Source organism: Pseudomonas sp. NPDC007930 (assembly GCF_042958985.1).
Classification (GTDB): domain Bacteria; phylum Pseudomonadota; class Gammaproteobacteria; order Pseudomonadales; family Pseudomonadaceae; genus Aquipseudomonas.
Genome location: NZ_JBIBKC010000028.1, coordinates 22222 through 34754, shown reverse-complemented (window position 1 = coordinate 34754; position 12533 = coordinate 22222). Strand labels below are relative to the sequence as shown.

Below are 12533 nucleotides of genomic sequence, written 5' to 3'. Positions count from 1 at the left end.
CTGGGATCGAATTTTCTGTACTTCTTGGTCATGAAAAGCTCCTCGATAGGGTCATTTTCACCTATCGAGGTGTCCGGGGTTAGTAGACCACTACAGGGTTTATAACCCTGGATTCACCATGCTGATCGCTTGAGTGCACAGCCTACCCGGTAGGTGGAGGTGGGGGTTAGTGCAGGGGCTTGAGGGCCTCTCGCCCGGCGCAGCCGGCCTCCCACGGGATGTGTATTGTCCCGGAAATCAAAGTTTTACAGAGAACTGGTGGGAGGCCGTGGTCCGGCATCCCGGCTGTGCCGGGCGAAGGGCCAGGCAGCCCATGCGCGCAGCAAAACCCACCAACACAACATCAGGGTTTATAACCCTGGATTCACCATGCTGATCGCTTGAGTGAACAGCCTACCCCACCCGGTAGGTAGAGGTGGAGGTGGGGGTTAGTGCAGGGGCTTGAGGGCCTATCGCCCGGCGCAGCCGGCCTCCCACGGGATGTGTATTGTCGCGGAAATCAAGGATTTACACAGATACAGTGGGAGGCCGTGGTCCGGCATCCCGGCTGTGCCGGGCGAGGGGCCAGCCAAGCCATGCGCGCAGTAAAACCACCACAATGCACAGCGTACCCCTGAAAGAAGAGGACTCGCCCCGCCAAGGCGTCGATGCGCCACGGGGGCAGGCTAAGCTGCCAACGGAAGCGAGGGCGAGCCCAGGCCCAACATTACGATGATTGCGCCGCTCTCGCCACCCCCTGAATGCACACCGGGTGCAGCCCCCCCACAAAGCACCTTGCATCCCACCCCCATGCACCGGATCATGGCTTATCAATCGCCGGCAAGCGGAGCCCCGGGCCGCATGAGCAAAAAGGCAGCCGCCACCATCACCGATGTCGCCCGCCTGGCGAACGTCACCACCATCACTGTGTCGCGGGCCTTCAACCAGCCGCAGTTGCTCAAGCCGCAAACCCTCGAGCGCATCCTTGGCATTGCCCGGGAGCTGGACTACGTGCCCAATGCGTTCGCGCGGGGCTTGAAGCGCAGCGAGAGTTTGATCGTGGGGGTGGTCACCGCGTCGGTGTACAACCCGTTCTACAGCGACATGATCCAGGGCATTTCCCGCGAGGCGAAGCGCCAGGGCTATACCATCATGCTGATCGACACCGACGGCGTGGCGGAGCTGGAAGAAAAAGCCATTCAAACCCTGCTCGGCTACCGGGTGGCGGGGATCATCCTGTCGCCGGTGTCGGATGAGCCCGGTTACCAGCCAGCGTACCTCAGCCAGTTGCGCAACGGCGATGTGCCGGTGGTGCAGCTGGACCGCACCCTGCACGGCACGCCGTTCAGCCTGGTGGTGCTGGATAACTTCCACAGTGGGGTGAAGGCCGGGGCTTACCTGCTGGCGCGCCAGCCGGCGGTGCGCCGGGTGTTGGCGCTGACCGGGCCGGCGCGGTCGCGCATCAGCCATGATCGCCTGGCTGGCTTGCAGCAGGCGATTGCTGGCAGTGGCCGCGAGGTGCGGCTGGATGTGATCCCCGGGGATTACACCTTGGAGCCGGCCTACCGCGCCGCCCTCGCCTACCTGGATGAACACGGCGCGCCGGATGCGCTGTTTGGTTTCAACCAGCTGATTACCCTCGGCGCGCTCAAGGCCTTGAGGGACCGCGGCATCCCGCGCAGCAGCCTGGCGATCTGTGGCATTGACCGCCTGCCGTTTGCCGATATTTTCGAGATCCCCATCGCCTGCGTGGCCCACGATGGCTTGCGCACGGGCGAGACCGCCATGCGCCTGGTGCTGGAGCAAATCCAGCAACCGGGGCGGCCGGCGGTGCGCGAGGTGATGGTCGGTGAGCTCGAAGGCTGATCAGCGGCTGGTGTAGCCGCCATCCACCGGCAGGCACACGCCGCTGATCATCGCCGCGGCCTGGCTGAGCAGGAACAGCACCGGCGCGGCCACGTCTACCGGCATGGCGAATTTACCCAGGGGGATGGCCGCCAGCATCGGGTCGCGCTTGGCCGGTTCGCCCCAGGCGTGGGCGGCCATCGGCGTGAGGGTCACGGTCGGGTTCACGGCGTTTACGCGGATGCCATGGGCGCCCCACTCCACGCATTGCACGCGGGTCATGGCGTCCATCGCGCCTTTCGAGGCGCAGTAGGCGAGGTGGTCGAACAGGCCGACCATCGAGGCTTGGCTAGACACATTAACGATGCTGCCGTGCACCTGCGCGGCGATCATCTTTGCCGCCACGCTGGCGGCGACCAGGGCGGCGGCGCGGGCGTTGACCGCCATCACCTGGTCGAACACCTCGGCGGTCACTTCGGTGGCCGGCTCGAGGCAGGCGATGCCGGCGCAGTTCACCAGCCCGTGGGCCAGCGGCAGGCCGGCGCAGGCCGCGGCCACCGCGCTGGGGTTGAGCAGGTCGACCTGGCAGGGCTGGGCGCCAAGGGCTTGCAGGGCTTCCAGTGCCGCGGCGTCGCGGCCCAGGGCGGTGACCGCCGCGCCACAGGCGAGCAGGCGCACGCACACTTCGCGGCCGATGCCGCTGGTGGCGCCGGTCACGACCACGTGCTGGCCGCTGAAGTCGAAGCTGTAGTCACTCATCGCGAAGGCCCCTGAGGCTGTGCATGGCGGGTTTGAGCAGCGGGTAAAGCTGCACGTACTGGGCAAACAAGCGCTGGTAGCGGGCCTGGGCCCGTGGCTCGGGCTGGGCCCGCTCGCGCAGGTGCACCCAGCCGCGCTCCAGGCCTTCGGCACTGACCAACCCGGCGTGGCGGGCGGCGAGCAAGGCGGCGCCGTGGGCGGCCTCGACGTCGTCGACCAGGGTGCGCACCGGCAGGCCGGTAACGTCGGCGATGATCTGCATCCACAGGTCTGAATGGGCGGCGCCACCGACCACGATGAGGAACGGGTCGAGGGTTTGCCCGGCGTGCTGGCCGGCTTGCATGTTGTGCCGCAGCGCCAGGCTCACGCCTTCGAGCACGGCGCGGTAGAAGTGGGCCTTGCCGTGGGCGAGGGATAACCCAATGAACGCAGCGCTGGCCGAGGCATCCCAGATCGGGCTGCGCTCGCCCATCAGGTAGGGCAAGAACAACACCCCGTCGCTGCCGGCGGGGATGTGCGCGGCGGCGGCTTCGAGCAGTTGATGCGGGTCTTCGCCGCGGGCGGCGGCGGCGTCGATTTCGGCCTGGCAAAAGCCTTGCCGGTACCAGCTCACCGAGGCGCCGGCGGTGAGCGCGCCGCCGAAGCAGTAGAGGTCTCGCTGGCCGTTGTGCACGTGGGGGAAGCTCACCAGCCCATGGCGGGCATCGGCGTGGGGCTGCAGGTAGCCCCAGCACATGCTGGTGCCGATCATCGCCACGTGGTTGCCCGGCTGGCTCACCCCGGCGGCGAGGGTGGCCATGGCGGCGTCTACCCCGCCGGCGAGCACCGGCAGCCCGGCGGGCAGGCCGAGTTGTTCAGCCATGGCGGGCAGCAGGCCGCCGACCACTTCATCGGAATACAGCAGCCGCTCGGGCATCTTGCTTGGCTCGATGCCCAGCCGCTCAAGCCAGGGTACTGACCAGGCGCGGGCCTCGAGGTCATACACACCGCCGATGTTGCCGGCGCTGCTGTGGTCCACCGCCACTTCGCCGGTGAGCACCCAGTTCACGTAGCTGTTTGGCGGCAGCAGCCAGCGGGTGCGCGCCCACACTTCCGGCTGTTGCTCCTTGAGCCAGAGCATTTTGGTAAAGCCGTAGTAGCTGTCGATGCCGTTGCCGGTGGCGGCTTGCAGGGCGGGCAGGTCGAGCTCGGCCTGCAGCCGCGCAACCTGCGCTTCGGCGCGGCGGTCCATCCAGATCAAACAGGGGTACAGCGGCTGGCAGGCGCCGTCCACGGCAATCCCCGAGCCGCCGTACAAACTGCTCACGCACAGCGCTCCCGGCACCCGGCCGGGGGCCTGGCGCACGCATTCGGCGATGCACGCGAGCACCGCCTCCAGCCACACCTGCGGCCACTGTTCGGCCCAGCCGGGGCGCGGCGTGCTCACCTGGTAGGCCACGCTGTGCCGGGCCAGCACCGCGCCCTGGGCGTCAACCAACAGCGCCTTGGTGCTCTGGGTGCCGATGTCTACCCCGATCACGCAGTCCACCGGCGTTACTCCTCGGCCTTGGGCTTGAGCAGCACCTTGATCGAGCGGGTCGAGTTGGCCAGCTCGAAGGCCTCGGCGAAATCCTCCAGGCCGAAGTCATGGGTGACGATGCCCTTGGAGGTGACCAGCCCGCGCTCGAACAGGTCGATGGCGACCGGGTAGCAGTACGGCCCCAGGTGGGCGCCGCGTACGTCCAGCTCTTTGCGGTCACCGATGATCGACCAATCCGCGCTGGTTTCGGCGCCGAACACGCTGAACTCCACAAAGCGCCCCAGCTTGCGGATCAGCTCCAGGCCTTGGGTCACGCCCACCGGCACGCCGGTGGTTTCGATGTACACGTCGCAGCCGTAGCCGCCGGTGAGGCCGTTGATGATCGCCTTGGCGTCTTCCCGCGCCGGGTTGATCACTACATCCGCGCCGTACTTGCGCGCCAGCTCGAGGCGCTCGTCGACCAGGTCGATCACCACCAGCTTGCGTGGGGTTTTCAGGTGCGCCACCTGCACCATGCACAGGCCGAGGGTGCCGGCGCCGGCGATCACCACCACGTCATCGAGTTGCACGTCGCCGCGGTTGACGGTGTGGATCGAGCAGGCCATGGGCTCGATCAGCGCGCAGTCTTCGAGGCTGATCGCCTCGGGGATGCGGTGCACGATCGCCGTGCGCGGGATGCGCATGTACTGGGCCATGCCGCCGTCGGCGACTTCGCGCTGGAAGCCGAAGATGTTGTGCACCTCGCACATCCAGTACTTGCCGCTTTTGCAGAAGCGGCATTTTTCACAGGGCACGATCTGCTCGGCGATCACCTTGTCGCCCAGCGCTACCCCGAAGTGCTCTTCGGCGCCCTCGCCCACGGCCTCTACATAGCCGAAGAACTCATGGCCGGGAATCACCGGTGCCTTCACCCAGGGGCTTTCGCCGCCCCAGAACATCGCCGCGCCCGAGTGGCATTTGCAGTCGCTGGCGCAGATGCCGCAAGCGCCGATGCGGATCACCAGCTCCAAGGCGTTGGGGGTGGGCTTGCCGAGGCGTTCGAGGCGGTAGTCTTTGGGGCCGTGGCAGACCACGGCGTGCATCTGGGTATCGCTCATTGTTGTTCACCTTTATCGAGGATGAGCCAAGCCCGGGCGGCACGCGGCCGCCGGGCACTGCCGGTTGTTGAAGGCCGCTCAGCGCACGCTGCGCTGGCGGCTGATGTAAATGGCCAGCAGGATGATCCCGCCCTTGATCACGCTTTGAACGTAGGGCGACACCCCAAGCATGTTCAGGCCGTTGTTGAGCACGCCGAGCAGCATCGCCCCCACCAGGGTGCCGAGGATCACCCCGCGGCCCCCGGCGATCGACGCCCCGCCGAGCACCACCGCGGCGATGGCGTCTAGCTCAAAGCCGACGCCGGCGTTGGGCTGCCCGCTCATCAAGCGTGAGGTGAGCACCAGCCCGGCCACCGCCGCGGTGAAGCCGCTGATGGCATACACCAGCAGCTTGACCCGTGGCGCGCGAATGCCGGAGAGGCGCACCGCTTCTTCGTTGCCGCCGATGGCGTACACATAGCGCCCCACCCGGGTGTGCTGCAGCAGCACCCAGGCCACCGCGTAAGTGGCGAGCATGATCAAGATCGGCACCTGCACGCCCAGCAGGGTGCCGCGGCCAAAGAAGGCAAAGCCGTCGGGCAGGCCGGAGATCGGGTAGCCGTCGGTGTACAGCAGCCCCAGGCCACGGGCGATGCCCATGGTGGCGAGGGTGACGATGATCGGCGGCATGCGCAAAAACGCCACCAGCACGCCGTTGCCCAGGCCAAAGCCGATGCCCACCGCCAGCCCCACGGCAATCGCCAGCGGCGGCGGCAGGCCGGCGACCATCAAGCCGGCGGTGAGGGTGCCGGAGAGCGCCATCACCGGCCCCACCGAGAGGTCGATGCCGCCGGTGAGGATCACGCAGGTCATGCCCACGGCGATGATGGCGTTGATCGACACCTGCCGGGCGACGTTCTCGAGGTTGGCGGTGGTGAGGAAGTTGTCGCTGGCGAAAACCATGAAGGTGGTCACCAGCAGCAGCCCGATAAAGGGCAGGAACGCGGGTGAATGGGTCACCTGCGGCACCGCGCCCCAGCGCGAGGGGCGGCGGCTGGCGCTGCGTTCAATGGAGGTGGTCATGGGGCTGGCTCCCGGTGGCGTGGAACATCACCTGCTCAGGGTTGAGGGCGCTACCTTCCAAGGTGGCAACGATCGCGCCTTTGTTGAACACCGCCACCCGGTCGCTGAGGCCGATAATTTCCGGCAGCTCGCTGCTGATCAGGATGATGGCGTAGCCTTGTTCGGTCAGGGCGCGCATCAGCGCGTAGATCTCCGCCTTGGCGCCCACGTCGATGCCGCGGGTGGGCTCATCGAAAATCAACACCTGGCAGTGGTGGTTGACCCAGCGGGCGATCACCACCTTTTGCTGGTTGCCGCCGCTGAGGTTGACCACTTTGCTTTCCGGCCCGGGGGCCTTGATCGCCAGTTGCTTCATCAGCGCCCGCACCGACTCGCGCTCACGGCCGTGGTCGATCAACCGGGCGCTGTTTTCGTATTTGCCGAGGTTGTTCAGGGCGATGTTCTCGCGAATGCTGAAGCCCACCACCAGCCCCTCGCTTTTGCGGCTTTCCGGCAGCAGGCCGATGCCCTTGGCCAGGGCCGCGGCGGGGTCGCGCAGGCGCACCGGCTGGCCGTTGAGCTGCAGGCTTTGGCGCACGCTGGGCAAAGCGCCGATCACCCCCAGCGCCAGCTCGGTGCGGCCCGAGCCGACCAACCCGGCAAAGCCGAGAATCTCGCCACGGCGCAGCTCGAAGGCATTCACCGGGCCGCCACGCGCCAGCTGCAGCGCCTCGACCTTGAGCACCACCTCGCGGCTGGGGCTGGCGGCCTTGGGCGGGAAGCTGGCCTCGAGCTTGCGCCCGACCATCATCTCTACCAGCCGGCCCATGCTTGCCCCGGCCACCTCCATGGCGCCCACGTAGGCGCCGTCGCGCAGCACGCTGATGCGGTCGCACACGTCGAAGATTTCTTCCAGGTGGTGAGAGATGAAAATCATCGCCACGCCCTGGCGCTTGAGCTCGCGCATCACCTCGAACAGCAGCGCTGCCTCGGTGGGGGTGAGGGTGGCGGTGGGCTCGTCGAGAATCAGCAAGCGCGCCTCCAGCGCCAGCGCCTTGGCGATCTCCACAAACTGTTGCTGGGCCACCGACAACGCCTGCACCGGGCAATCCAGGGCGATGTTCACGCCCAGCCGGGCGAACAGGCTGGCGGCGGTGTCGCGCATGGCGCGCTTGTTCAGCAGGCCAAAGCGGTTGACCCGCTCATGGCCGAGGAAGATGTTTTCCACGGCGTTCAGGTAGGGGATCAGGCTGAACTCCTGGAACACGATGCCGATGCCCACGGCGATGGCGTCGTGGTAACTGGCAAAGCGCCGCTCTTCGCCGGCGAACACGATCCGCCCTTCGTCGGGCCGCTCGACCCCGGCGAGGATTTTCATCAGGGTGGATTTACCCGCGCCGTTCTCGCCCAGCAGCGCGTGGATCTCCCCCGGCTCCACGCTCAGGCTGATCGCCTTGAGCGCCTGCACTCCGGGGTAGCGCTTGCAGATGTCATCGAGTTGCAGAAGGCTGCCCATGGCCCGCGTCTCCGAAACGCGCCCGCCCGGCGGCGGGCGCCGTGCAGTGGCTTACCAGCTGAAGGTTTTGGCCTTGTCACGGTCGACCAACAGGATGTCGACCGGCACCGTTTGCGGCACGTGGGCGCCCCACTTCTTCGCCAGGGCCATGGCCAGGGCGATGCGCACCTGGTCACGCGGGTATTGCGCGGAGGTGGCGATGAACTTGCTGTTGGGCTTCTGGATTTCCTTGATCGCCTCCGGCGCGCCGTCCACGCTGACCAGCTTCACGTCTTTGCCGCTGGCGTCGATGGCGGTGAGCGCGCCGAGGGCGCCAGTGTCGTTCACGCTGAACAAGCCCTTGAGCCCGGGCTGGGCCTGGAGCATGTTTTCGGTCACGGTCAGCGCCTGGTCACGCTCTTGCTTGCCGTTTTGCGTGGCCACCAGCTTGATCCCGGGGAACTTGGCCAGGGCGTCCTTGCAGCCGCGCACGCGTTCGAGGATCGGCACCACGGCGATGCCGTCGAGAATGCCCACGTCACCCTTGCCGCCGAGTTGCTCCCCCAGGTACTGGCAGGCTTGCACGCCGGCGTCGTAGTTCTTCGAGCCGACGAACGAATCCAGCGGGCCTTCGGCCTGGGCGTCGACCGCCACCACCACCACGCCTTTGTCGTGGGCGGCCTTGACCGCCGACTGCACGCCGACAGAGTCCGTCGGGTTGATGATCAGGATGTCGATCTGCTTTTGCAGCAGGTCGTCGATGTCGTTGATCTGCTTGGCAACGTCGTGGGCGGCATCGGTGACCAGCAGCGTACCGCCGAGGCTGGCCACGGCATCTTGCAGGGCGCCCTTCATGGTCACGAAGTAGGGGTTGTTGATCTCTTGGAACGACACGCCAACCTTCAGCGGCGCGGCGTGCGCGGAGGCGGTGAAACACAGGCCGGCGGCGGCCAGGGCAAAGGCGAACAGCGAGGTGCGCGCACGCGGCGCGGAGCGGTGGGTCATGGCGGCAAATCCTGTATTTTGTTGTTGTTTTACAGAATGTCATCGTTAACATTTTTGACGTTAGCAGAGGAATCGTGGGGCGGCAAGGTGGAGTTGTAACAAGGCTGATGGCTCTTCGCCCGGCACAGCCGGCCTCCCACGGGTTCTGTGTTGCTCAGTAAATCAAATACTCACACAAACCTGGTGGGAGGCCGTGGTCCGGCACTCCGGCTGTGCCGGGCGAGGGGCCGCCATGCCCAGCGCAAAACCCTCACACCCCGCGCATCAACCCCCCATCCACCTTCAAATTCTGCCCGGTGATATACGCCGCCCCCGCCGACGCCAGGAACGCCACCGTGGCGGCGATTTCCTCACTGCTGCCATAGCGGCCCAGCGGCACGCTGTCGCGGCGTTCGTCGAGTGCCGGCAGGCTGTCGATCCAACCGGGCAGTACGTTGTTCATGCGGATGTTGTGCACGGCCTGCTGATCAGCGAACAGCTTGGTAAAGGCGGCCAGCCCGGCGCGGAATACCGCGGAGGTGGGGAACATCGCGGCGGGCTCGAAGGCCCAGGCCGTGGAGATGTTGATGATCGCGCCGCCGCCCTGGGCCTGCATGATCGGCGCCACCAGGCGGCTGGGGCGGATCACGTTGAGCAGGTAGGTGTCCATGCCCAGGTGCCATTGCTCGTCGGTCAGCTCCAGCACCGGGCCACGCGGGCCGTGGCCGGCGCTGTTGACCAACACATCGACCCGCCCCCAGCGCGCCATCGTCTGCTCCACCAGCCGCTGCAAGTCTTCAGCGGACTGGTTCGAGCCTGTTACCCCCAAACCGCCCAGGCTTTCGGCCAGGGCCTGGCCCTTGCCGGAGGAAGACAAGATTGCGACGCGGTAACCGTCAGCGGCCAGGCGCTGGGCGGCGGCGGCGCCCATGCCGCTGCCGGCGGCGGTGAGGATGGCGACTTTTTCGATGGCCATGGCTGGGTGTTCTCCGATCTGATAGCCGTTCTGCAACGGCGTGGTTTTCTATAGGCTTGGCAGCAGCCTAGCAGCCACCCGGGCAACCAGAGAGAGCGCCCAGCTGCTTCCTGCCAGTAGAGAAACTACAGCCATGAGTGAACGCTTCAGCCGCTTGCCCTCGCTCAACGCCCTGCGCGTGTTCGAAGTGGCCGCGCGGCATTTGAATTTCCGCCTGGCCGCCGACGAGTTGGGCGTGACCCAAGGCGCGGTGGCGCAGCAGGTGCGCGGGCTGGAAGCCGCCCTGGCGGTGCAACTGTTTGACCGCCAGCGCCGTGGCCTGGCCCTCACCGCCGCTGGCCAGGCCTACCAGGGCAGCGTGCGCCGGGCCTTCGAGCAGTTGGCCCAGGCCACCGAAGCGCTGCGCCCGGCGCCGCAGCACCTGACCCTCAGCACCACCCCCACGTTCGCCGCCAAGTGGTTGATCCCGCGCTTGCCGCGGTTCAGCGCCGCGCACCCAGGCATCGACCTGCGGGTGCTGGCCAGCGATCAACTGTCGCGCTTTCACACCGACGGCGTAGACCTCGCCGTGCGCCTTGGCCAGCCGCCGTTCGGGCCGGGGCTGGAGGTGGAACTGCTGCTGGAAAACACCTTGGTCGCGGTGGCCAGCCCGGCGCTGGTCGAGCGCCTGGGCCTGCCAGAAACCGCCGAACAATGGGCGCGCTACCCGCTGCTGCGCGATGCCCACGATGCCTGGCCAGCGTTCCTCGACCGGCTACTGCCCGGCCCGCGCGAGGCAGCGCCGCGGCAGTTGAGCTTCAACCAGACCAGCCTGGCCATCGACGCGGCGGTCGCCGGCCAGGGCGCGGTGCTGGCCAGCCCGTTTTTTGTCAGCGAGGCGCTCAGCCGCGGGCAACTGCGCCAACTGTGCCCGCTGCACTGGGCGGCGCCAGGCAGCTTTTACCTGGTCAGCCCGCGCAAGGCACGCGCGCCCGCCGCGCTGCAGGCGCTCAAGGCCTGGCTGCGAGCGCAAGCGGGCTAGCGCGCAGCCGCCCGCTCAGCCACAGGTCAAACGCCAGCAACAGCAGCAGGCTGGCGCCCATCACCGGCAGGCTCAGGCCCAACAGCAGCGCGGCCAGCAGCACCCCGCCCTGCCCGCCCCGCGGCAATTGCCGCCAGGCCTGGGCGAGGGTCAGCCCGGCATTCAGCGCCGGGCGCCGGCGCCACCACATCAGGTAGCCGAGCACCACCATCAGCGCCAGGCCCAGGCCGGTGAGCACCAGCAGCAACTGGTTGGGCCAGCCGAACAGGCTGCCCATGTGCGCGTCGATGCCCCAGCGGGTGAGCTTGGCCGCCAGCGGGAAGTGGGCGAACTCGGTGTGGTCGAGCACGGCAAAGTTGCCCGGCGCCAGCGCCACGGCATCGACCTGGGTCGGCCAGCCGCGGTCGATTTCACTGACCACCCAGGCGCGGCCGGGCCCGGCCGGCGGGCGCACCTCCACCTTGGCGGCATCGATGCCGGCGCCACGGGCGGCGGCCAGGGCGCTGTCGAACATCGCTGGCGCCAGCGCCACCGGCGCCATGGCCATCGCCATGTGGTGCTCGGCGTGCTCGCCGCCCATGGCCATCGCCGCGGGGGCGTGGCCCAGGCGGGTGTTCACGCTCGGCGTGCCCCAGCCGAACTGCCCGCGCAGCACGCCGATGTTGTCGCCGGCGTATTGCGACCAGGTCAGCCCGGTGGCGGAAAAAAACAGCAGCCCCAGCAACAGCCACAGCCCGCTGGTTCGGTGCAGCCGGCGCAGGCCGCGGGCGCGGCCGGGCCGGCGCCACCACAGCCAGAGGCCGCCGAGCGCCGCCACCCACAACCAGGAGGCGGCCAGCTCGCTGTACAGCCGGCCTAGATCGCCGAGCAACAGGCCGCGGTGAAACTGGTCGAGCCAGGTGCGCAGCGGCAGCACGCCGCTGGTGCCGTACACCGGCAGGTCGCCGCGTACCGCGCCGGTGCTCGGGTCAATGAACAGCGCGCGGTGTTCCGAGGCGCCCATGCCGGGCGCCGAGAACATCACCCGGGTGGTGCTACCCGGGGCGGCGGCGGGGCGTACCGCGGCCACGGCGAGGCCTTCGCCCACCTGGGCCTGGGCGATTTCGACCTGGCGCGCCAGCGGCAACGGTGGGCCACCGGCGGGGGTGTGCAGGGCTTCGGCGTACAGCCAGTTTTCCAGTTGTGGGGTGAGCGCGTAGCCCACCCCACTCAGGGCGGCCACCAGCAGGAACGGCCCGATAAACAGGCCAATGTAAAAATGCAGGCGCATCAGCAGCGCCGCCCAGGCGGCGCGCGGCGCGATAGAAATAGCAGGCATGGGAACGCCTTCCTCGCAAAAAGTCGGTCAGGAATGTGAACGGCAATGCAAGGGGCGTTTCAGGGCGCCTGGGGGTTGAGCGCCGGCAACAGCCAGCGCGGCGGGCGCAGCGGTTCGGCCGGCGCCAGCGGTGGCCGCGGCCGGCGGCTGCGCAGCAACCAGCCAAGCGCGGCGAACACCAACAACGCCAGCGGTACGGTGCTGGCGAAGAAGCAGTGCTCGAAGGGGTTCTGCATGCCCTGCATGGGCATCGGCATGGGCTTTTGCAGGTCGGCCATGGCCTGGCCGTGGTCCATGTGCATGCCGGCGGGCATTTTCATCGGTGCCTTGGCCGGTGGCCCAGCCATCATCAGGCCGTGGCCGAAACTACAGGCCAAGCCATTGAGCAGCACCAGGGCGAACAACACCCAGGCCACGTGGGCACGAAAACCGCGGGCAGAAAACATGGCGCGCAATCTAGCCTTGCCGGGGGCTGGTGGCAAGGGCACTCTTTGCGGTT

The 12533-nt window shown here is 67.7% G+C and carries 11 protein-coding genes; 2 read left to right on the top strand and 9 right to left on the bottom strand.

Annotation, left to right across the window (positions count from 1 at the left end):
• Positions 1-840 precede the first annotated feature (840 nt).
• Positions 841-1845, top strand: coding sequence for a substrate-binding domain-containing protein (locus ACFZCE_RS26360; RefSeq protein ID WP_390943491.1), 1005 nt, complete (start codon positions 841-843; stop codon positions 1843-1845).
• Here the strand turns inward: ACFZCE_RS26360 and ACFZCE_RS26355 are convergent, their stop codons facing one another.
• From ACFZCE_RS26355 to ACFZCE_RS26325, 7 genes are all read right to left on the bottom strand, one after another.
• Positions 1846-2583, bottom strand: a complete 738-nt coding sequence (locus tag ACFZCE_RS26355; protein ID WP_390943490.1) for an SDR family oxidoreductase — start codon at positions 2581-2583, stop codon at positions 1846-1848.
• The gene (locus ACFZCE_RS26350) at positions 2576-4111 is read right to left on the bottom strand and encodes an FGGY family carbohydrate kinase (protein WP_390943489.1); all 1536 of its coding nucleotides are present in this window, start codon (positions 4109-4111) and stop codon (positions 2576-2578) included. The genes ACFZCE_RS26355 and ACFZCE_RS26350 overlap by 8 nt, the downstream gene beginning before the upstream one ends.
• Before the next feature lie 5 nt (positions 4112-4116).
• Positions 4117-5199: an alcohol dehydrogenase catalytic domain-containing protein gene (locus ACFZCE_RS26345; protein WP_390943488.1), complete on the bottom strand. Its 1083-nt coding sequence runs from the start codon at positions 5197-5199 to the stop codon at positions 4117-4119.
• 78 nt (positions 5200-5277) lie between these two features.
• Positions 5278-6261, bottom strand: coding sequence for an ABC transporter permease (locus ACFZCE_RS26340; protein ID WP_390943487.1), 984 nt, complete (start codon positions 6259-6261; stop codon positions 5278-5280).
• Positions 6245-7756: an ATP-binding cassette domain-containing protein gene (locus ACFZCE_RS26335; protein WP_390943486.1), complete on the bottom strand. Its 1512-nt coding sequence runs from the start codon at positions 7754-7756 to the stop codon at positions 6245-6247. Before ACFZCE_RS26335 ends, ACFZCE_RS26340 begins: the two co-directional genes overlap by 17 nt.
• Positions 7757-7807: 51 nt before the next feature.
• Positions 7808-8740, bottom strand: coding sequence for a substrate-binding domain-containing protein (locus ACFZCE_RS26330; RefSeq protein ID WP_390943485.1), 933 nt, complete (start codon positions 8738-8740; stop codon positions 7808-7810).
• A 250-nt stretch (positions 8741-8990) separates the two neighbouring features.
• Positions 8991-9695, bottom strand: coding sequence for an SDR family oxidoreductase (locus ACFZCE_RS26325; protein ID WP_390943484.1), 705 nt, complete (start codon positions 9693-9695; stop codon positions 8991-8993).
• A 133-nt stretch (positions 9696-9828) separates the two neighbouring features.
• Here ACFZCE_RS26325 and ACFZCE_RS26320 point away from each other — a divergent pair, with 133 nt between their 5' ends.
• Positions 9829-10716 carry a LysR substrate-binding domain-containing protein gene (locus tag ACFZCE_RS26320; protein ID WP_390943483.1) on the top strand — a complete coding sequence of 296 codons (888 nt, stop codon included), beginning with the start codon at positions 9829-9831 and terminating at the stop codon, positions 10714-10716.
• On the opposite strand, the gene ACFZCE_RS26315 is transcribed toward ACFZCE_RS26320, so the two are convergent.
• Entirely contained in the window at positions 10685-12034 is a 1350-nt protein-coding gene (locus tag ACFZCE_RS26315) for a PepSY domain-containing protein (RefSeq protein WP_390943482.1), read from the bottom strand. The two genes, ACFZCE_RS26320 and ACFZCE_RS26315, sit on opposite strands and share 32 nt — an antisense overlap.
• Before the next feature lie 59 nt (positions 12035-12093).
• Positions 12094-12480: a DUF2946 family protein gene (locus ACFZCE_RS26310; RefSeq protein WP_390943481.1), complete on the bottom strand. Its 387-nt coding sequence runs from the start codon at positions 12478-12480 to the stop codon at positions 12094-12096.
• Positions 12481-12533: the final 53 nt, after the last annotated feature.